The 18483-nt window shown below is 73.4% G+C and carries 17 protein-coding genes; 6 read left to right on the top strand and 11 right to left on the bottom strand.

What is annotated here, in order from left to right; translation table 11 throughout:
• Positions 1 to 364 precede the first annotated feature (364 nt).
• Together ABT123_RS17010 and ABT123_RS17005 are read right to left on the bottom strand one after the other, a co-directional pair.
• Complete coding sequence (locus ABT123_RS17010; RefSeq protein ID WP_351314518.1) at positions 365 to 1450, bottom strand: S-(hydroxymethyl)mycothiol dehydrogenase; 1086 nt, start codon at positions 1448 to 1450, stop codon at positions 365 to 367.
• 54 nt (positions 1451 to 1504) lie between these two features.
• Complete coding sequence (locus ABT123_RS17005; protein WP_351314515.1) at positions 1505 to 2437, bottom strand: LysR family transcriptional regulator; 933 nt, start codon at positions 2435 to 2437, stop codon at positions 1505 to 1507.
• Positions 2438 to 2507: 70 nt separating this feature from the next.
• On the opposite strand from ABT123_RS17005, the gene ABT123_RS17000 reads away from it, so the two are divergent.
• Positions 2508 to 3428: a dihydrodipicolinate synthase family protein gene (locus ABT123_RS17000; RefSeq protein ID WP_351314512.1), complete on the top strand. Its 921-nt coding sequence runs from the start codon at positions 2508 to 2510 to the stop codon at positions 3426 to 3428.
• Here ABT123_RS17000 and helR read toward each other — a convergent pair.
• Positions 3415 to 5574 carry an RNA polymerase recycling motor ATPase HelR gene (gene helR, locus ABT123_RS16995; protein ID WP_351314509.1) on the bottom strand — a complete coding sequence of 720 codons (2160 nt, stop codon included), beginning with the start codon at positions 5572 to 5574 and terminating at the stop codon, positions 3415 to 3417. The genes ABT123_RS17000 and helR overlap by 14 nt on opposite strands.
• A gap of 225 nt (positions 5575 to 5799) precedes the next feature.
• Between helR and ABT123_RS16990 the strand changes: the two genes are divergently transcribed.
• From ABT123_RS16990 to ABT123_RS16980, 3 genes are all read left to right on the top strand, one after another.
• The gene (locus tag ABT123_RS16990) at positions 5800 to 6900 is read left to right on the top strand and encodes an NUDIX domain-containing protein (protein ID WP_351314506.1); all 1101 of its coding nucleotides are present in this window, start codon (positions 5800 to 5802) and stop codon (positions 6898 to 6900) included.
• The gene (locus ABT123_RS16985; RefSeq protein WP_351314503.1) at positions 6897 to 7958 is read left to right on the top strand and encodes a phosphotransferase enzyme family protein; all 1062 of its coding nucleotides are present in this window, start codon (positions 6897 to 6899) and stop codon (positions 7956 to 7958) included. Before ABT123_RS16990 ends, ABT123_RS16985 begins: the two co-directional genes overlap by 4 nt.
• Positions 7959 to 8143: 185 nt before the next feature.
• Positions 8144 to 8842, top strand: coding sequence for a transglycosylase SLT domain-containing protein (locus ABT123_RS16980; protein ID WP_351314500.1), 699 nt, complete (start codon positions 8144 to 8146; stop codon positions 8840 to 8842).
• A 30-nt stretch (positions 8843 to 8872) separates the two neighbouring features.
• Here ABT123_RS16980 and ABT123_RS16975 read toward each other — a convergent pair whose 3' ends face one another.
• The 3 genes from ABT123_RS16975 to ABT123_RS16965 all read right to left on the bottom strand — a co-directional run bounded on the left by ABT123_RS16975 (position 8873) and on the right by ABT123_RS16965 (position 12226).
• On the bottom strand, positions 8873 to 9403 hold the full coding sequence (locus tag ABT123_RS16975) for a TerD family protein (protein ID WP_351314497.1): 531 nt from the start codon (positions 9401 to 9403) through the stop codon (positions 8873 to 8875).
• Positions 9404 to 9446: 43 nt separating this feature from the next.
• The gene (locus tag ABT123_RS16970; protein WP_351314494.1) at positions 9447 to 11045 is read right to left on the bottom strand and encodes a peptide-N4-asparagine amidase; all 1599 of its coding nucleotides are present in this window, start codon (positions 11043 to 11045) and stop codon (positions 9447 to 9449) included.
• Positions 11046 to 11125: 80 nt separating this feature from the next.
• Positions 11126 to 12226 (bottom strand): hypothetical protein, encoded by a 1101-nt coding sequence (locus ABT123_RS16965; protein ID WP_351314491.1) that lies wholly within the window; start codon positions 12224 to 12226, stop codon positions 11126 to 11128.
• A 152-nt stretch (positions 12227 to 12378) separates the two neighbouring features.
• On the opposite strand from ABT123_RS16965, the gene ABT123_RS16960 reads away from it, so the two are divergent.
• Positions 12379 to 13194, top strand: coding sequence for a glutamate ABC transporter substrate-binding protein (locus ABT123_RS16960; protein WP_351314826.1), 816 nt, complete (start codon positions 12379 to 12381; stop codon positions 13192 to 13194).
• Between the two features lie 8 nt (positions 13195 to 13202).
• On the opposite strand, the gene ABT123_RS16955 is transcribed toward ABT123_RS16960, so the two are convergent.
• Together ABT123_RS16955 and ABT123_RS16950 are read right to left on the bottom strand one after the other, a co-directional pair.
• Complete coding sequence (locus ABT123_RS16955; protein ID WP_351314488.1) at positions 13203 to 14804, bottom strand: beta-N-acetylhexosaminidase; 1602 nt, start codon at positions 14802 to 14804, stop codon at positions 13203 to 13205.
• A gap of 120 nt (positions 14805 to 14924) precedes the next feature.
• Positions 14925 to 16142, bottom strand: a complete 1218-nt coding sequence (locus ABT123_RS16950) for an MFS transporter (RefSeq protein ID WP_351314485.1) — start codon at positions 16140 to 16142, stop codon at positions 14925 to 14927.
• Between the two features lie 175 nt (positions 16143 to 16317).
• Between ABT123_RS16950 and ABT123_RS16945 the strand changes: the two genes are divergently transcribed.
• Positions 16318 to 16770, top strand: a complete 453-nt coding sequence (locus tag ABT123_RS16945) for a MarR family winged helix-turn-helix transcriptional regulator (protein ID WP_351314482.1) — start codon at positions 16318 to 16320, stop codon at positions 16768 to 16770.
• Here ABT123_RS16945 and ABT123_RS16940 read toward each other — a convergent pair.
• From ABT123_RS16940 to ABT123_RS16930, 3 genes are all read right to left on the bottom strand, one after another.
• The gene (locus ABT123_RS16940) at positions 16760 to 17275 is read right to left on the bottom strand and encodes a hypothetical protein (RefSeq protein ID WP_351314479.1); all 516 of its coding nucleotides are present in this window, start codon (positions 17273 to 17275) and stop codon (positions 16760 to 16762) included. The genes ABT123_RS16945 and ABT123_RS16940 overlap by 11 nt on opposite strands.
• A complete protein-coding gene (locus ABT123_RS16935) occupies positions 17272 to 17889 on the bottom strand; it encodes an RNA polymerase sigma factor (protein WP_351314476.1) in 618 nt (205 codons plus the stop codon). The genes ABT123_RS16940 and ABT123_RS16935 overlap by 4 nt, the downstream gene beginning before the upstream one ends.
• A 97-nt stretch (positions 17890 to 17986) precedes the next feature.
• Positions 17987 to 18409 (bottom strand): LPXTG cell wall anchor domain-containing protein, encoded by a 423-nt coding sequence (locus ABT123_RS16930; protein ID WP_351314473.1) that lies wholly within the window; start codon positions 18407 to 18409, stop codon positions 17987 to 17989.
• Positions 18410 to 18483: the final 74 nt, after the last annotated feature.

Genomic DNA, 18483 nt, shown 5'->3' with positions numbered 1-18483 from the left:
ATCAGGCCCAGCCGCACGGAAGTCGCTGTGGCCAGCGGAGCTGCCCGTACGGATCCCCGGCCGGCTGCGCCGGCAGCCCGGCGCGGTGCCGGACCGGATGCCGGACCGCATCGCGCCGATCGCCGCCCGGCATGCCTGGGCCGGCGCACCGGCCGCGACGGGTTCGCTATCGGGGAGGGCGCGGCCCGGGCCGGAGGTGGTCCGCGGTGCGGCGCGCCGCGGCCGGGTCCCGGCCGCGGCGGCCGACTCGTTCGGCTTCGGCGGCCACAGCGCCTCGCTGGTGTTCACCTCGGCCGGCTGGCCGCGCTGTGCCCGCCCGGGGCGCAGCCGGGCGCAGCGCGGAAGGGACCTCAGGCGGGACGGGTCAGAGCTGGACTACCGAGCGGAGGACTTCGCCGCGCTCCATGCGGGCGAAGGCCTCTTCCACCCCGTCCAGCGCGATCGTCTCCGAGACGAACGCGTCCAGGTCCAGGCGCCCCTGCAGGTACAGGTCGATCAGCAGCGGGAAGTCCCGCTCCGGCAGGCAGTCCCCGTACCAGGAGGACTTCAGCGCGCCGCCCCGCCCGAACACGTCCAGCAGCGGCAGGTCCAGGCGCATGTCCGGGGTCGGGACGCCGACCAGGACGACCGTGCCCGCCAGGTCGCGGGCGTAGAAGGCCTGCTCGTACGTGTCGGGCCGGCCCACCGCCTCGATGACCACGTCCGCGCCGTTGCCGTCCGTCAGCGCACGGATCGCCTTCACCACGTCCTCGCTGCGGGCGTTGACCGTGTGGGTGGCGCCCAGCCCGGTGGCCCAGCCCAGCTTGCGGTCGTCCAGGTCCACCGCGATGATCTTCGCCGCCCCGGCCAGCCTGGCGCCGGCCACGGCCGCGTTGCCCACTCCCCCGCAGCCGATGACGGCCACCGTGTCGCCCCGCCCCACATTCCCGGTGTTGAGGGCCGCGCCGAGGCCGGCCATCACCCCGCAGCCGAGCAGGCCCGCCGCGGCCGGGGAGGCGGCCGGGTCGACCTTGGTGCACTGGCCCGCCGCGACCAGGGTCTTCTCCGCGAAGGCGCCGATACCCAGGGCGGGAGAGAGCGGGGTGCCGTCCTCCAGGGTCATGGGCTGAGTGGCGTTGTGGGTGGCGAAGCAGTACCAGGGCCGGCCGCGCCGACAGGCCCGGCAGGTCCCGCACACCGCACGCCAGTTGAGGACCACGAAGTCGCCGGGGGCCACGGAGGTGACGCCCGGGCCCACCGACTCGACCACCCCGGCTGCCTCGTGACCGAGCAGGAAGGGGAACTCGTCGTTGATCCCGCCTTCCCGGTAGTGCAGGTCGGTGTGGCAGACCCCGCAGGCCTTGACCTGTACGAGCGCCTCGCCCGGGCCCGGGTCCGGGACCAGGATGGTGGTGGTCTCCACCGGTGCGCCCTTGCTCCGCGCGATGACTCCCCGAACCCGGTGCGTCACGTCGTTCCCCACGTCGTTCCCCGCTCTGCTCGATCCTTGCCGGACCGTCGAACGTTACTCCGGCGGGAGTTCGGGCGGTACGGCCCCGCGCAGGGCCGCGCCGAAGGCCGCCACGGCCGGGTGGCCGGCGGCCCCGCTGCGGAAGGCGATCCGGGTACGCCGCTGGAGGCGCAGCCGGGTGAGCCGGACGGCCGGATCCCGGTCCCCCGGCCGGGCGATGCCGAGCTGCGGTACGAGGGCGACGCCCTGGCCGGCCGCCACCAGGGCGAGGACGGTGGCGAACTCGTCGGCCTGGTGGCGGACCCGGGGGGTGAAGCCGGCCGCCTGGCAGGCCCGTACGGTCATGGTCCGGCACAGCGTGCCGGGAGTGGCCGTGATCCAGGGGGCGTCCTGCCGACGGCGGAGGACCTCCGCGTCCCGGGCCTCTTCCGGTGCACCGGGGAGGCCGGCCGGGTCCGCGGGTTCGGCCAGGTACATGGCCTCGGCGTACAGCGGCTCGGTGGCGAGGCCCGGCTCCGGTGGGGCGGGGACGAAGTCGTAGACGTGGACGAGGGCCACGTCCAGGTCGCCGGCCCGCAGGGCGTGCGCGACGGCCGCCGGGTCGGTCTCGCAGACCATCGGCTCCAGGCCCGGGTGGCGGCGGGCCAACGAGACCAGCGCGGCCGGGACGATGGCCCGGGTGGCGGTCGGGAACGCGCCGATCCGCAGCACGCCCGCCAGGCCCTCCCGCGCCTCCGCCAGCTCGGCCTCGGCCCGCTCCAGGCGTTCGAGCACGGCTTCGGCGTGCCGCACCAGGTTCTCGCCGGCCGGGGTGAGCCGGACCCGGCGGCCGGTCCGCTCCAGCAGGGCCAGCCCGGCCTCCCGTTCGAGCACGCCGAGCTGCTGGGAGACGGCCGAAGGGCTGAAGGCGAGGGCCTCGGCAACGGCGGCGATGGTGCCGCGGCGGGCGAGTTCGCGCAGCAGGCGCAGGCGTCGTACATCGAGCATCGGATCAGCTTACGTTTTGCGTAAGAAACGCGAACTGGATTTGACGGTCGCGGCGGGACAGGCTCGGGACATGGCACAGGACACCGCCCTGCGGGGCATTCACGTACCGCTCGTCACCCCCTTCGATGCCACGGGCGCGGTCGCCGCCCGAGCCCTCGAACGGCTGGCCTGCGAGGTACTCGACGCCGGCGCCGCCGGGATCGTCGCGCTCGGGACCACCGGAGAGGCGGCGGCGCTGGACGCAGCCGAACGCGACCTGGTCACGGAGGTGTGCGCGCGGGTCTGCCGGGAGCGCGGCGCCTGGCTGACCGTCGGCGCCGGGAGCAGCGACACCCGGACGAGCGCGGCGGCCCTGGCCCGGCTCGGCGAGCGGCCGGAGGTGCGGGCGGCGCTGGTGACGGTGCCCTCCTTCGTCCGGCCCTCCCCGGACGGGGTACTGGCCCACTTCGAGCGGCTGACGGCTGCCAGCCCGGTTCCGCTGATCGTCTATCACATCCCCTACCGGACCGGCCTGCCGCTGGACGCGGGCACCCTGCGGACGCTGGGCGCGCTGCCGGGGATCGCCGGAATCAAGTACGCGGGCGGCGGCATCGGCCCGGAGACGGTGGCCCTGCTCGGGGACCTGCCGGAGGGGTTCACGGTGCTGGCCGGCGATGACGCGTACCTGGTGCCGCTGCTGGCCATGGGGGCGGCGGGCGGCATTCTGGCCTCGGCCCATCTGGCGACGGAGCGGTTCGTGGAGCTGGCCGCCGCCTGGGAGGCGGGCGAGGTGGGGCGGGCGCGGGAGCTGGGGCACGCGCTGGCCCGGCTGTCGGCGGCGGCGTTCGCCGAGCCGAACCCGACGGTGGTGAAGGGGGTGCTGCACGCGCAGGGCCGGATTCCCACCCCGGACGTACGGCTGCCGCTGCTGCCCGCCGGGGCGGCGTCGGTGGCGGGGGCGCTGCGGCGGATCGCCGAACTCACCCCCGCCGCCGGGGTCAGGGTGTCCTGAGGATGACGAGCTGCCGGGTCGCGCGGGTCATCGCGACATAGCGGTCGACGGCTCCTGCCGTGCCCGTTCCGAACGTCTCCGGGTCGATGAGGACAACCAGGTCGAACTCGAGGCCCTTGGACAGTTCCGGTGTCAGCGACCGGACGCGGGAGGTCGCCGGGAAGGTGTCGGTGCCGATGTCACCGGTGCTGATGACGCAGGCGGTTCCTTCGGCATGTGCGGCGAGCCAGGTCTCGAGGACCGAGTCCAGGTCGGCAACGGATCCGTGGCCGACGGGGATACCGCTGCTGCGGATGGAGGTCGGCACATTGGCGTCCGGGAGCGCGGCGCGGATGGCCGGCTCGGCCTCCGCCATGACCTCCTCCGGCGTGCGGTAGTTGACGGTCAGGGAGGCCACGGTGATCCGGTCGAGCCCGACCCGCTCGAGGCGTTCCTGCCACGACTCCGTGAACCCGTGCCTGGCCTGGGCGCGGTCACCGACGATGGTGAAGCTCCGGGACGGACAGCGGAGCAGCAGCATCTGCCACTCGGCGTCGGTCAGCTCCTGGGCCTCGTCAACGATGATGTGGGCGAACGGGCCGGCGAGCAGGTCCGGTTCGGTACCGGGCAGCGCGCTCCCGTCGATCAGGGTGTCCTGAAGGTCCTGTCCGCGCAGCATCGTCACCGCGCCTTCGCCGTCGTCGTCGGCCTGCAGCAGGCCGTCGATGACGTCGGCCCGGCGCGCGCGTTCGGCGGCGACGGCGGCCTCGTGCCGGCGTTGGCGTACGGAGGCCTCCGGGTCGCCGAGCCGCTGCCGGGCCGCGTCCAGGAGCGGCAGGTCGGACACCGTCCAGGCCTGGGCGTCCGGGCGCTGCAGTGCGCGGACCTCGTCGGGGCCGAGCCAGGGAGCGCACTTGCGCAGGTACGCGGGCACCGACCACAGGTCGCCGACGAGGTCGGTGGGTTCGAGCATCGGCCAGGCGCGGTTGAGGGTCCCGATCAGCTCCCGGTCCTGCAGCAGCGACCTCCGGAGCTGCTGGGGCGGGGCGTCGCTGTCGTCCTTGTCCATCAGGATCGCAAGCAGCTCCTCCCGGATCTGGTCCCGCGCCAGATTGTGCGGAGTGCCGGGCTCCACTGCGGCGAACGCCGCCGCCCAGTCCTCGGCGCTCAGCCAGATGTCGGACCAGTGGCTCGAGACCGTCATCCCCTCGGTGGGCGGCTCCTCGTAGATACGGACGGCCGGTTCGATCGCCTTCACCAGGTCCGCGGAGGCCTTCAGACGGGCGACGTCCGGGTCGGTCTCGACCGCAGCTGCGGCTCCCTCGGTGACGAGGTCGCGCACGATGCAGGTCTGCACGCCCTCCTCGCCGAGGCTGGGCAGGACATCGGCGACGTAGGCCAGGTAGGGCCGGCTCGGGCCGACGAACAGCACGCCGCCCCGACGGTGGCCGAGGCGGGGGTCGGAGTAGAGGAGGTGGGCGGCGCGGTGCAGGGCGACGACGGTCTTGCCGGTGCCCGGACCGCCGTCGACGACGAGGGCGCCGCGGGATCCGGCCCGGATGACGGCGTCCTGGTCGGCCTGGATGGTGGCGAGCACGTCGCGCATCCGGGCCGACCGGTTGCTGCCCAGGCTGGCGATGAACGCGGACTGGTCGTCGAGCGCGGCGTGCCCCTCGAGCCCCTCGGCGGTGAACACCTCGTCCCAGTAGTCGCTGATCCGGCCGCCGGTCCAGCGGTACCTGCGGCGGCTCGCCAGACCCATCGGGTTGGCGTGGGTCGCCGCGAAGAACGGCTCGGCCGCGGCGGAGCGCCAGTCGAGCAGCAGCCGGCGCCCCGTGCTGTCGGTGAGGCCGAGGCGGCCGATGTAGACGGGCTCGGGGTCGTCCGCACTCACGATGTGTCCCAGGCACAGGTCCAGGCCGAAGCGGCGCAGGGTGCGCAGGCGGCCGGTCAGGCGGTGGATCTCCGCGTCCCGGTCCATCGCCTGCCGGCCGACGCCGCCGGGCGCCTTGCGCGTGACCTCGAGGAGGTCGGACAGTTCGGCGATCGACTGCTCGAGGCTCTCCGAGATGGCCGCGAAGTGCCGCTCGTCGCCGGCGGTCAGCGCCGGGTCGGCCTTGGACGAAAGGCGCTCGGGCAGGTCGAACGCACTTGAAACAACACGCACTTCGCGTATCCCCCGTGATTTCTGCAGGTCTTGATGATCTAGGTGCGCGATTCTGCCCGACGAGCGGGGCCTTGCCGCAAGCCCCCCGGTGCGCTATAAGTTGAGAGTGGCAAGGAGTGGACATCCCTCCTTGCCTTTTTTGTTTTTGGGACCGTGACAGAACGGGTGCTGTCGGCGTTGGACCGGTGCCACCCGTTCCGACCCGGTCCCGTACAGGAGCCGCCCGTGCCCGCGCCCGCATCCCCACCCCCACCGGGTCAGCCCGGCCGGCAGCCGACCGCGGAGGAGGTCCGGGCGTACTACGCGGCCCGGCCGTCGCCGCTGGTCGCGGCGACCGGGATCGTCCTGGACGATGCGGGCCTGGTGCTGCTGCTGACCCCCTCCTACAAGGAGGGCCTGGAGCTGCCCGGCGGCACCGTGGAGGCCACCGAGACCCCCGAGGAGGGCCTGGCCCGGGAGCTCGGGGAGGAGCTCGGACTGGACGTACCGGTGGGCCGGCTGCTCGCCGTGGACGCACGGGCGCCGGGCGAGCTGGGCCGGTCCCTGGTGGCGCATGTGCATCTGGTCGGGCCGCTGTCCGCGGAGCAGGCGGCGTCGATCCGGTTCGCCGACGGCGAGGTGGCCGAGGCGAACTGGCACACCCCGGAGGAGGCGTGCCGACTGCTGCCGGAGCGGATCGCGCCGCGGCTGCGGGCCGGGCTGGCCGCGCTCTACGCGGGGTCGATCGCCCACCTGGTCAACGGGGTGCCGCAGCCGGGCTCCCCCGCCGCGCTCGACCCGGAGCGGCGGGCCGCGCTGGAGCATGCCAACGCGCTGGACTCGGCCAGTCACCGGGCCAACCGGCCGAAGGCCTTCACCGCCGCGCACATGCTGCTCACCGACCGGTCCGGCCGGGTGCTGCTGGTGCAGCCCGCGTACGGTGCGGGCGGCCGGTGGCACCTGCCGGGCGGCGGGGTGGACAGCGACCTCGGGGAGAGCCCGCGCGACGGGGCGCGCCGCGAAGTGCGGGAGGAGCTGGGGCTGGAGGTGGAGCCCGGCCGGCTGCTGGCGGTCAACTGGGCGAGCCATGCGCCGTATCCGGCCCGGGTGGCGTTCACCTTCGACGGCGGGATCCTGGACGACAGCACGCTCGGGCAGATCAAGCTGCCTCCGGAGGAGCTGCGGGAATGGCGGCTGGCCGGGCAGGAGGAGCTGGGCACCCTGGTCCGGCCGAAACTGCGGCGGCGGATCGAGTCCTGTCTGACCGCGCTGCGGGAAGGGACCGGGCCCCTGGAGCTGTACGCGGGCCGGCCCTGGACCGGCCCGGGCCCGGACCAGGCGCCGTGAACGAGGGGACGGCCGCGCTGCTCGCCCGGGCGTACGGCCTGGTCCCGCGCGCCGTGGAGCCGGGCCCCGCCGGCACCGAAACCGTCAACCACATCGTCACCGAGGCCGGCGGACGCCGCTGGTTCGTCAAGGCCTACCCCCCGGGCGCCGTCGATCCGGTGGCCGTGGAACAGGCCCTGGAACTGGGCCGGTTCGCCGGCCGGGCCGGGGTGCCGGTGCCCGAGGTACGGGAGACCCGGGACGGCCGGCTCCTCGCCTGCGCCCCGCCCGGTGGCAGCCCGGCCGCCGTCTCGGTCTCGGCGTACGTGGCGGCGGCGGAGACCGCCGAGGGCGGGCTGCACGGTGGCCGCTGGGCCGCCGTCGGCCGGACGCTGGCCCGGCTGCACACGGCCCTGGCCCGCCACCCGGGCGGCCACGTCCGGATGGCGCCGGCCACCGTCGTCCACGACCCCGAGGCCCGGCGGACCCGGCTGCGCCGGCTGATCGAGCGGTACGAGGCACGGCCGCGCGAGGGCTTCGAGGGGTGGGCGCTGGACACCGCGCGGGACCGGCTCGCCCTGCTGCCGCGGATCGACGAGCTGGCCGCGGCGCTGCCGGACCGGCTGACCGTCCAGGCGGTGCACGGCGACCTCGCCTCCCCGAACCTGCTGCTGCGCGGGGAAGAGGTGGCTGCGGTCGTCGACTTCCGTCCGCCCGGCCCGCGGGCGGTGGTCTGGGAGATCGCCCGGATCGGCTGCGATCCGCGGACGGTGGTCACCCGGGAGGACTGGCCGGCCGGCCTGGCCCGGCTGATCGCCGCCTACCGCGCGGCCCGCCCGGGCTTCCCGGCCGCCGAACTGGCCGCCGTACCGCGGACCGCACTCTGCGCTCTGGCCGGCTCGGTCTACCCGTTGAACGAACCGCTGGACCACCCGGAGTGCGTCACCCACTCCCTCCGCACCTACGCCATGACCCGCGACCGCACCATTGCCCTGCTCCTGGAGCGCCTCCCGGAGGCAGAAAGGGCGGTTACCGAAGCCATCCGGGCCGGGACACAACTCCCTTTGCAGCACGGCTGACTTGTCTCCCAAAAGGGATCATTTCGCTGTCCGTTTTGCTCCGCTATAGCAATACAAAACCTGTTTTAAGATTTGATCAGTGAGACCGGTCATAGTGCGTAATTCATCTCTTGTTTCGGCCGGTCTGGCTCGTTTACGGTCACCGCAATCCCGATGGGTCACCCGAAAACCTGAGGAATTGCGCCATGACCGGAAAAGGCAAGCACCGTCGCCCCAAGAACAACCCGCTCACCCGTGGATTCCTCCTCGCGGGGGCCGGCGGCGCCGCTCTGGTTCTGCCGCTCGTCGGAGCCACCGGGGCACAGGCCGCCGTAGCGCCGGCAAAGGCCGTCGGCATATATTCCGTGGCGGTCGGCGACACCCTTTCGAAGATCGCCGCGAAGTACGACGTGACCGGCGGCTGGAAGAAGCTCTACGAGGACAACCGCACGGTGATCGGCAACGACCCGTCGGCGCTCCGCCCGGGGATCAAGCTCACCCTGCACGGCAAGGCCCCCGCCGCGTCCGCCCGGGCCGCCGAGTCGGCCCGGGCCGACCGAACCGCACGCAGCACCCCGCTCTACGCGAACAACCTCGACGGCTGGATCAAGGAATCCCTCGCCATTATGGCGAAAAACGGCATTCCGGGCACCTATCAGGGCATCCACAAGAACATCATGCGCGAGTCCAGCGGCAACCCGCGGGCGATCAACAACTGGGACATCAACGCGAAGAACGGCATCCCCAGCAAGGGGCTGCTCCAGGTCATCGACCCGACCTTCAAGGCGTACCACGTGCCGGGCACCTCGTTCGACTCCTACGACCCGGTCGCGAACATCACCGCCGCCGCCAACTACGCCGCCGCCCGTTACGGCTCGATCGACAACGTGAACGGGCCCTACTAGGCAAACCGGCCGAGCCGGGCCCGGTCCGCCTCAGACCGCGCCCATCAGGCGGGTGAACTCCTCCGGGTCCGCGGTGAATCCGTGGACCGCCGGACGGAGGGTCCAGCCGCCGGAGGCATCACGGGCGAACTCGACGACCGTGGCCGCCGAGGCGGTGGCCACGGACGCGAAGTCGTCGGACCCGAGATCGGTGTGGCCCTCCCGGATGCGGAGGGCCGTGCCCGCGATGTCACCGAAGGTCTTCGTGCCGTCGCCGCCCTGGATCACCACACCGACCACCACCCGGGCCAGCGCGTCACTCATCCGGTCCAGTTCGAGGGTCATCACCTCGTCGAAGCCGAAGCCCAGCCCCGTACGGCTGTCCCGGTTGAGGGTGATGGTGCCGTCCGGGGACCGGCGGCCGAAGTGGACCAGGTGGACCGGGGCGTCATAGAGGCCGTCCGCCGCGTACACCGCGGCGACGATGTCGAGATCATTGGCCGGACTGCCGGCCGGGCTCGGGTCCCACTTCAGTGCGACCTCGACCTTGGCCAGGCTCTTGCGTACACCGCTGCCGCTCATCGAACTTCCCCTCCTCGACCGGTCGTTCCACCCTACTCCCGCTTCAGCAGCGCCGGCGGTCTTCGGTGACCGTGCCCTGGGCGGTGGCGACGGTCCGGTCGTAGCAGCCGGCCGTGCCGTACCGCCGGTACCGCTCTGAGCCGGTGCCGACCGCGTGCCGCTGGTCGCGGGGGACGCCGGTGGTGTAGGTGGCGTCACCGGTGTAGCGGTGGTCCAGCCGGTCGACGGACACCTGGCGGCCGTCGCGCAGGGTCAGGGTGTCCGCCCGGTCTCCGAGGGCGAGGACGGTCCGCAGCCGGTCCCCGGCGCCGAGGGTGGTCTCGCCGTCCATGGTGTAGGTGCGCTGGGTGCGCGTGGTGGTGCGGCCACTGGTCACGGTCTCCCGGTCGGTCCAGGTCGCCGTCAGCGCGTCCCGGCTCTCGCCTTCCGTCCAGCGGTGCACCGAAGTGTTCGCAAGCGTACGGGTGACGGTGGTCGTGATCCGGCCGCGGGAGGTGTCCAGGTAGCCGGCGACGGTCAGGCCGTGTCCGCCATGGGTGTCCAGCCGGTGCTCCGGGCCGGCCGTGTGGACCGAGGAGTTGGCTGGTTCGGTCGCCTCGTGGCGGGTCAGTGCGCCGGTGACGACCTGCCGTGCCTCGTCCTGCCACAGCAGTACGTTCACGGGGGTGCTCCAGCCGGTCTGCCCGGCCGGTACCCCGGCCACGGACACCTCGATCCGGTGCGGGCGGCCGTCGTTGAGGAGTCCGGCGAAGGGGGTGAGGTCGTAGACCACCGGCTGTACGTCGAAGGCCCGGGGTGCGGGGGTGACGTACCAGAGGAAGGGGTTGGACCAGCCGCCGGTCCAGACGGTGGGGAAGGGCGCGGCGATGCCGGCGAGCCGGCCGTCCACGGCGATCCGGACCTCGCGGTAGGGGCCCTGGGCCGCCTTGCAGGAGTACGGGGCGGCGTCCGGGACGGTCAGGTACCAGTACTCCTCGCAGCCGCCGCCGGAGCCGGTGGCGTACACCTCGGCGAGGATGCGTTCGGTGTTGCGCGGGGTGGTGAGGGTGTCGCCGGTGAGCGGGAGCACCCGGTCGGGGGTGGCGGCGGGCCGGACCGGGCCTTCGGCGGCGTGGAAGGTCAGGGTCGCCTTGACGTCGATGACGCCGGTGTAGGTGTCGTTGACGACGTTGCCGATGAGCATCTCGACGGGCTGCGGGCGGCTGAGGACGTCGCGGTAGCGGGTGACGTCCTTCTCCACCGACCAGGTGATGCCGTCGGGTGAGGGCTGCGGGGTGGAGGTGCGGAGGATCTCGACCCCGCCGAGGGTGAGGTTGCCGAGCCGGTCGTACTGGCGGCCCTTGACCTTGCCGTCGAGCCGCAGCACCACCTTGGCCCAGGGGCCGGCGCAGTCGGCGGGCGGGGCGTAACTCCCCTGGTACGGGGTGAAGTCGCGGAACTGTGCCTCGGCGAGGGTAAGGGTGCAGGACCGGGTTGCGGGCCTGTCCACGGGCGGGGCGGCGGTGAGCGGGTCGTGCCAGTCACTGCCGAACTCGGGCGGCGGGGGCGGGGTGTCGGCCGCGGCCGGAGTACCCGTACCGAGCAACGAGCCTGCCGCGAGCAGGAGTCCGCCCAGCAGACCCGTGATCCTCTGTCGTCTCATGGCCCCGCAGTGAAGCGCGGGCGGCCCCCGGCAGCCAGGCGGCGGGCCGGCGGATGGCCGGTTCCCGCCCCCTCAGGCCGTCACCAGTTTCCGTCGGTCACCGGCTTCCCCGGCGGTACGTCGCCCAGCGGCTTGACCTGGCCAGGGACGGGCGGCACCCACGGGGTGTGGTCCTCGCCGAGCCAGTCGCCCACGGGCTTGACCTGGCCGAGGGTGTCGCTCGGGGCGAGGTCGGCGCCGTCCTGGTCGTAGTAGTCGAACCAGGGCAGCCCGGCCCGGGTGTAGGCGGCCCGGTCGACCGGGGAGGGCGGGGCCGGCTCGCCGGTGATGCGCTGCCACTCGGGCGGGGTCACCAGGTGGACGAAGACGCGTCCGGCCGGGTCCGCCGACCAGTCGGACAGCGGCCGTTCGTCCTGGTAGACCTCCTGCTTCATGGAGCCGCCGACGCCCAGGCCCATGGCCGCGGGCGCGGCAGCGGGGGCTCCGGGCGGCGGTACGGCCATCGGCGCCGCTCCGTAGCCTCCCGGCGCCATGGCGGGCATGGGCGGCGGGCCGCCGGGGGCTCCGGGTGCGCCGCCGGGGCCGCCGCCGTACGCCGCCCGCGCCCGGGCCCGCTGCTCCTCCTGCCGGGCCGCGAGCCGGCGCTGCTCCTCCCGCCATTCGGCGAGCAGCGGCCCGGACAGCGGGAAGGCCTGGAGCTGCACCCCGCCGGTGGTCTCCTCGCCCGTGACCTGGCCCTCCACGGTGGCGCCCAGCCCGAGCGGCACGGCGACGAACTGGCGGACGGTCCCGCTGCCGGAGTTGATGCCGTCCAGCCACGGCTGCCGAGGCAGCACCACGTAGTTCTGCGGGCGCCGCGCCAGCCGTCCGGTCCACCGCTCCCCCGAGACGGCGCACACCTTGCCCACCCCGATCTGCAGGGCGGCGGGCTCGCGGCTGCCGCCGAAACTCAGCCACATCGCCTCCCTCAGGTACACCGGCAGGATCACGCCGCCGCGGGCCCGCCACTCCTCGGGCACCGGGCCGGGGCAGTCCTCGATCCGCCGCAGCGGGAACTCCCCGATGCCCGGTGGCAGCGGATGCGTGCCCGACTCCGGCAGCCGCAGCGTCCGGATGAACCGCACCTGTACCCCGCCGCCCAACAGCAGGGCATTCCCCTCGATCCGTACGGAACCAGCCATCCTCGTGCCTCCGCTCCCCGCCCGCCACGGCCGCAGGATCTTCGGCCGAACCGGATCGTTATCCTCAAGTTTTCCTCAGAACTAGTGACGCTGCGCGCATGGCCTTTCTAGCTTCCTCAAGAACCCCCCATTCGATCGATCGAAAGTCCATGATGAAGGTTTCCAAGGCCGGTGCGGTCGCCGCAGTGACCGTACTCGTCCTGACCGCTTCCGGGTGCGGCAAAGACGCCGAAGACATGCCCAAGATCTCCATCGGGATCAAGTTCGACCAGCCGGGTCTCGGGCTGCGGGAGCCCGGAGGCAAGTTCACCGGATTCGATGTGGACGTGGCCCGCTATGTCGCCAAGGAGCTCGGCTACACCCCGGACCGGATCGAGTTCAAGCAGGTCTTCAGCTCCGACCGGGAGCTGATGCTCCAGTACAACGAGGTCGAGTTCATCGTCGCGAGCTACTCGATCAACGAGAAGCGCAAGGCGAAGGTCGACTTCGCGGGCCCCTACTTCGTGGCCCACCAGGACCTGCTGGTCCGGAGCACGGAGACCGGCATCACCAAGGCCGAGGACCTGAACACCAAGAACCTCTGCTCGGTCACCGGCTCCACCTCCGCCGAGAACATCCGGACCAAGCTCGCCCCGAAGGCGCAGATCACGGAGGTCGGCGGGTACTCCGAGTGCGTGACCGCGCTCAAGGAGAGCGTCCTGGACGCGATGACCACGGACAACGCGATCCTCGCCGGGTACGCCGCCCAGGAGATCAACCAGGGCAAGTTCAAGCTCACCGGCCTGAACCTGAGCAACGAGAAGTACGGGATCGGCCTGAAGAAGGGCGACACCGAACTCCAGACGAAGATCAACGCGGCACTGCGCAAGATGTTCCAGGACGGGTCCTGGGAGAGCTACGTCAAGACCCACTTCGGTGCGGTGAACTACAAGCACGAGCCGGCCCCGGCGATCACCGAGGGCAGCTGACCGGAAGGTCAGGGGGCGCGGCCGGCGCGGTCGACCAGGGCGGTGAACTCGTTCCAGGTCGGCTTCGGCGGCCGTTCGTCCCACACCTTCTGGGACAGGGCGGCCAGCGGCAGCCGGATCCCGTCGGCCACCTGGGCCTGGGTCTGGGAGCGGGCCAGGTCGGCCCAGACGGCGAGCCGGGCGCCGAGGATCTGGTCCTGGTAGCGGGCCGGCACCGGGGTGGTGCCGCGGAGTACCAGCGGGTTCCACTGCTCGTAGATCCGGCGGCCGGTGGGGTAGGTGAACTCGTTGGGTTCGCCGAGTACGTAGTACAGGTACTCGTCGTTGAGGTTGACCACCTTGCGGCCCTCGGCCAGGTAAGGCAGCGGCGGCCGGGCGCCTATCTCCTTGCCGGTCCAGTACTCGGCCTGGATGTCCCGGGCGGGGCGGGCTATGCCGCCCCCGAAGAAGCCGTCGTTCCAGGCCTTGAGCTGTTTGCCGGACGGGCGGACCACGTCCGCGCGGTCGTTGAGCCAGCCCGTGGCCAGGTCCTGTACCCGAGCCCCGGCCCCGTACCGCTGCTGGGCGGCCCGGGCGAGCTGCGGGAAGGACGCCTCGGGGTTGCTCCGGGTGAGGGCTTGGTATTCGTCGGCCCCCAGGTGCCAGGCTCGGGCGGGGAACAGCGGCTGGTATTCGCGGAGCAGTTCGTCGACGAGTTTGCCGGCGGCCGGGTTGGAGATGTCCACGGCGCCCGGGACGGCGCGGCCGTTGACATCGCGCAGCTGGAGCTGCGGGTGGGCCTTCAGGACGGCGCCGAGGTGGCCGGGCGAGTCGATTTCGGGGACCACGTCGATGTGCAGGCTCTTGGCGAGGGCCACGATGCGGCGGACCTGGGCCTTGGTGAGGTGCGGGGTGGAGACGATCTCGGGGTGACTGGTGGATTCGATCCGGAAGGCCTGGTCGTCGGAGAAGTGCAGGCCGAGCTGGTTGAGTTTGAGATCGGCCATCTCGCGCAGCCGGTTCTCGATCCAGTCGGGGGTGAAGTGTTTGCGGGCGATGTCGAGGTTGAGTCCGCGCTGGGGCTTGGCGGGCCGGTCCTTGATGGTTCCCTCGCCGAGTGAACCGTCGGTCCGCACGGCCTGTTTGAGGGTGCGGGTGCCGTAGAACACGCCGGCCTCGTCGGGGCCGGTGACGGTGGCCTGCCCGTCGCGGACGGTCAGGGTGTACGACTCGGGGGTGCCGGAGCCTGGTGCGCCGAGGGCGAGCCGGACGTCGCCCCGGCGGGGCGCGGCGGTTCCGCCGAAGCCCAGTCCCATCTCGCGGGCGAGCAGCTGCCCTTCGTCGGTGAGGCCGGGGCTGTTCGCGTCGACCACCACCCGGGCGCCTTCGGCGGGCCGCCAGCCGGGGCCGCGGGCCGGGGTGTGCTCGCGGACGGCGGGGACCGTGTCCGGGGCCGTGGACAGCGGGTACGTGGGCGAGGGCGTCGGCGCGGGGACCGGCGCCGGCTGCGGATCGCCGGGGGCCAGGGCGCTGCCGGGGGGTGCGGTGGTCCGGCCGGGGGCGGCCGGGCTGCGGGGGTCGTCGGGGCCTGCGCCGCTGCTGCAGCCGGGGACGGCAAGGGTGAGTGTCATCGCGACGGCTGCCGTCGCGATGAGCCGGTTCCTCCTGTGCTTCCTGGGCTGCCGCATCATCATGCACCTGTTCCCCCGTACCAACGTGCCACGCGGCACGGGAGGGCGCGACCCGGACGGTCAGTGCGGGGCCGGGACGGGTGCGGGGGTCGCGGAGGGTGCCCCGGCGCCGGCGATGCGGCCCGGCCGGTGGCCCGTACGGCGTTCCAGGGCGCCGGAGAGCACGGCGAGGGCGAGTGCCGCGGCGGCGAGGGCGGCGCCGACCCAGTTCGGGGCGGTCCAGCCGAGGCCGGCCGAGATGACCAGCCCGCCGAGCCAGGCGGCGAGGGCGTTGCCGAGGTTGAAGGCGCCGATGTTCATGGCGGAGGCGAGGGTGGGGGCGCCGGCGGCCTGGTCGAGGACCCGCTTCTGGAGCGGCGGGACGGTCGCGAAGCCCAGGGCGCCGATGAGGACCAGGGTCACGGCCGCGCCCGCCTTGGTGTGCGCGGTGAGCGTGAAGAGGGCCAGGAGCAGGGCGAGCGCGCCGAGCGAGGCGTACAGCATGGGCATGAGGGCGCGGTCGGCGAACCGGCCGCCGATGAGGTTGCCGGCCACCATGCCGAGGCCGAGGAGGACCAGCAGCCAGGTCACGGAGGTGTCGGCGAAGCCGGCGACCTCGGTCATCATCGGGGTGATGTAGGTGATGGCGGCGAAGACCCCGCCGAAGCCGAGCACGGTCATTCCCATGGCGAGCAGTACCTGGACGTTCTTGAAGGCGGCGAGCTCGTGGCGGACCCGGACGCCTTCGGGGCGGGGCAGTTCGGGGACCAGGCGGGCGATGCCGAGCAGGCCGAGCACGCCGAGGGCGGCGACGATCACAAAGGTGACGCGCCAGCCGAGGTGCTGGCCGACGAGGGTGCCGAGCGGGACGCCGACCACGTTGGCCACGGTGAGGCCGGTGAACATCAGCGCGATGGCGTCGGCCCGCTTGGCGGGGGCGACGAGTTCGGCGGCGACCACCGCGCCGATGCCGAAGAAGGCGCCGTGCGCGAGGGAGGCCACCACCCGGCCGGCCAGCATGACGCCGAAGGCGGGGGCGAGCGCGGAGAGCAGGTTGCCGGCGATGAAGAGGCCCATCAGCAGCATCAGCATGCGCTTGCGGGGGATACGGGTGCCGAGGACGGTCATCAGCGGGGCGCCGAGGACAACGCCGAGGGCGTATCCGGTGACCAGGAATCCGGCGGTGGGGATGGTCACGCCGTAGTCGGCGGCGACCTCGGGGAGGAGGCCCATGATGACGAATTCGGTGGTGCCGATACCGAAGGCGCCGATGGCGAGGGCGAGCAGGGCGAGGGGCATGGGGAGTGTCCAGTGTCCTTGGCGGGGCCGCGGAAGCGGGCTTTACTTGCATCCACATTAATTGCATGCGCGGGATACTTGCAAGCGCGGGCTATCGCGGAAGTGTCCTATCCTGGAGGCACCGCGACGCATGCAGAAGATGCGTGACGCAGGCAGAAGACGAAGGAGCCGGCCCATGACGGCGACGGACAGCGCCCTGACCGCCCTCTCCCAGGGCTGGTGCGCCCTCTCGCTCCTGCACGGCCGGATCGAGGCGCACATCGAGCGGGCCCTGCAGGCCGGGCACGGCCTCAGCGTGCGCGAGTACTCACTGCTGGACGTCCTCAGCAGGCAGCACGACGGGCCGGGCGGCCACCTGCAGATGAAGCAGGTGGCCGACGCGGTGGTACTCAGTCAGAGTGCGACCACCCGGCTGGTGACCCGGCTGGAGGAGCGCGGCCTGCTGGCCCGCTACCTGTGCCCCACGGACCGGCGGGGCATCTACACGAACGTGAGCGAGGCCGGGCTGGCGCTGCTGGCCGCCGCCCGGCCCACGAACAACGCGGCGCTCCGCGAGGCCCTGGACGCGGCGGCCCGGAACCCGGAGCTCGCGCCGCTGGTCACGGCCGTGGAGCAGCTCAAGGCGTAGCGCTCGGCGTGGCCGGGGGCGGCGAACCGCCCGGCCGGCTCGGCACGGCCGAAGAGCCGGGCGGCTGCGGCCGGGAGGTCTCGGGCGTGGGCGCAACGGCCGGGCCCGACCTGGGCGGGCTCGACGCGGCCGGGGTCGGCCGGCTCGACGCGCCGGGGTTCGGCCGGCTCGACGTAGCCCGACTCGGCTCCGAGGGGCTCGGCACCGGGCCGGTGGTCGTGGCGGGCGGGCCGATCTCCGGCGGGGCGGCAGGGGGCACCGGGCGCGGCGCCGGGCTCTGGTCCGGGCCGGCCAGGAACAGGTACCCGGCCACGGCGGCAGCCGCCGCCGCGGGCACCGCCAGCGGCAGCATGAAGCGCCGCCACCGGATCGCCGGGAGCCGGCGCAGGTGCGGGCCCGGCGGGTCGGCGGGGCGCAGGTCGCGGACGGTGACCGCGTCCGCGCGGGCCGCGAACGCCTGCCGCAGCCGCCGTTCGATGTCCACGGGGTCTTCCGTCTCCGTCATACCCGTCCCTCCAGGATCCGTTCCAGCGCGTCCAGCGCCCGGCTGGCGTTGGACTTGACCGCACCCCGGCTGATCCCGAGGGTGTCGGCTATCTCCGCCTCGCTGAGCTCGGCCCAGTAGCGCAGGACCAGCACCTGGCGGCGGCGCGGGGTGAGCCGGCCGAGGGCGGCGAGCACCTCGCGGTGTGCCTCGTCCAGGACCACGCGCTCCTCCGCGGAGGGCATCTCGCCCGGGGCGGGCGGGGTCCAGGCGCGGGCGGTACGGCGGCGGCGCAGCACCGACCGGGAGGTGTTGACCACGGCGGTGCGCAGGTAGCCGAGCGCGTTGTCCACCTCGCTGATGTGCTCGCCGTGCCGCCGGTAGAGGGCGGTGAAGGCGTCCTGCACCACGTCCTCGGCGGTGGCCAGGTCGTCGACGAGCAGGACGGCCAGCCGGACCATGCGGAGCCGGTGGGCGTGGTAGAGCTCGCTGACGGTGGGCGGGCGCGACGGTTCCCCGACGGCGCTGCCCACGCCGACAGGGCCGTACGGGTCTGCGTACGGGATTTCGGGCGCGGGCGGGCGCTGCGGTGCGAGCCGCTCGCGCCGCAGCAGCCCGCCCAGCAGTGCGCGCATGCCAAAGGCCCCGCCCCGCCACGCCCGGCGGAAACCGGGCGTGGCGGGACGGAGCGGCAGTGCGGGGTGCAGCACAAGGCTCCTCGGGTGGTGCACGTCAGCGGTGGGCGCGGCGCCGCACGGCGTAGAGCGCGCCGGCGCCGACGGCCACCAGGCCGGCCGCGCCCGCACCGAGCATGGTGTTGGTGGCGTCGGCCCCAGTATGCGCGAGCTCGGGTGCACCGGAGGCGGGGGCCGGGGCCGGGGAGCTGACGGCCGGACCGGGGGCCCCGGTCTCGCTCGGCGGCGTGCTGACGGACGGGGTGGGCCGGGTCGGCGGGGTGCTGGGGACCGGCGTCGGCGGCACGCTCGGCCGGGCGGTCGGCGCGGCACTGGGGGTGGCGCTCGGCGGCACGCTCGGCATGGCGCTCGGCGCAGCCGAGGGCTTGGCGGACGGCCCGTCCGCAGCGAAGGCCGGTCCGGCCGTGGCGGCCAGCGCTCCGACGGCGGCGAGGACCACGCCGGCCCGCTTCAGGTTCATCAAGGTGCTCTCCCAGTTCGGGTCGAGGGCGCCGGACTGCGCCCCTTCACCCCCGCACGACGCGCGACTTCCCG

This window comes from Streptomyces sp. NPDC002054, assembly GCF_040296685.1.
Classification (GTDB): Bacteria; Actinomycetota; Actinomycetes; order Streptomycetales; family Streptomycetaceae; genus Streptomyces.
This window is presented reverse-complemented; position numbering and strand designations above follow the sequence as displayed.

What these genes read in the sequence shown, in the direction of transcription:
- ABT123_RS17005 (WP_351314515.1), bottom strand. Translation starts at nt 2,437, where the DNA reads ATGCTCGATGTACGACGCCTGCGCCTGCTGCGCGAACTCGCCCGCCGC.
- ABT123_RS16970 (WP_351314494.1), bottom strand. Translation starts at nt 11,045, where the DNA reads ATGAGACGACAGAGGATCACGGGTCTGCTGGGCGGACTCCTGCTCGCG.
- ABT123_RS16940 (WP_351314479.1), bottom strand. Translation starts at nt 17,275, where the DNA reads ATGACGGAGACGGAAGACCCCGTGGACATCGAACGGCGGCTGCGGCAG.
- ABT123_RS16935 (WP_351314476.1), bottom strand. Translation starts at nt 17,889, where the DNA reads ATGCGCGCACTGCTGGGCGGGCTGCTGCGGCGCGAGCGGCTCGCACCG.
- ABT123_RS16930 (WP_351314473.1), bottom strand. Translation starts at nt 18,409, where the DNA reads ATGAACCTGAAGCGGGCCGGCGTGGTCCTCGCCGCCGTCGGAGCGCTG.
- ABT123_RS16965 (WP_351314491.1), bottom strand. Translation starts at nt 12,226, where the DNA reads ATGGCTGGTTCCGTACGGATCGAGGGGAATGCCCTGCTGTTGGGCGGC.
- ABT123_RS16955 (WP_351314488.1), bottom strand. Translation starts at nt 14,804, where the DNA reads ATGACACTCACCCTTGCCGTCCCCGGCTGCAGCAGCGGCGCAGGCCCC.
- ABT123_RS16960 (WP_351314826.1), top strand. Translation starts at nt 12,379, where the DNA reads ATGAAGGTTTCCAAGGCCGGTGCGGTCGCCGCAGTGACCGTACTCGTC.
- ABT123_RS16980 (WP_351314500.1), top strand. Translation starts at nt 8,144, where the DNA reads ATGACCGGAAAAGGCAAGCACCGTCGCCCCAAGAACAACCCGCTCACC.
- ABT123_RS16950 (WP_351314485.1), bottom strand. Translation starts at nt 16,142, where the DNA reads ATGCCCCTCGCCCTGCTCGCCCTCGCCATCGGCGCCTTCGGTATCGGC.
- ABT123_RS17000 (WP_351314512.1), top strand. Translation starts at nt 2,508, where the DNA reads ATGGCACAGGACACCGCCCTGCGGGGCATTCACGTACCGCTCGTCACC.
- ABT123_RS16945 (WP_351314482.1), top strand. Translation starts at nt 16,318, where the DNA reads ATGACGGCGACGGACAGCGCCCTGACCGCCCTCTCCCAGGGCTGGTGC.
- ABT123_RS16975 (WP_351314497.1), bottom strand. Translation starts at nt 9,403, where the DNA reads ATGAGCGGCAGCGGTGTACGCAAGAGCCTGGCCAAGGTCGAGGTCGCA.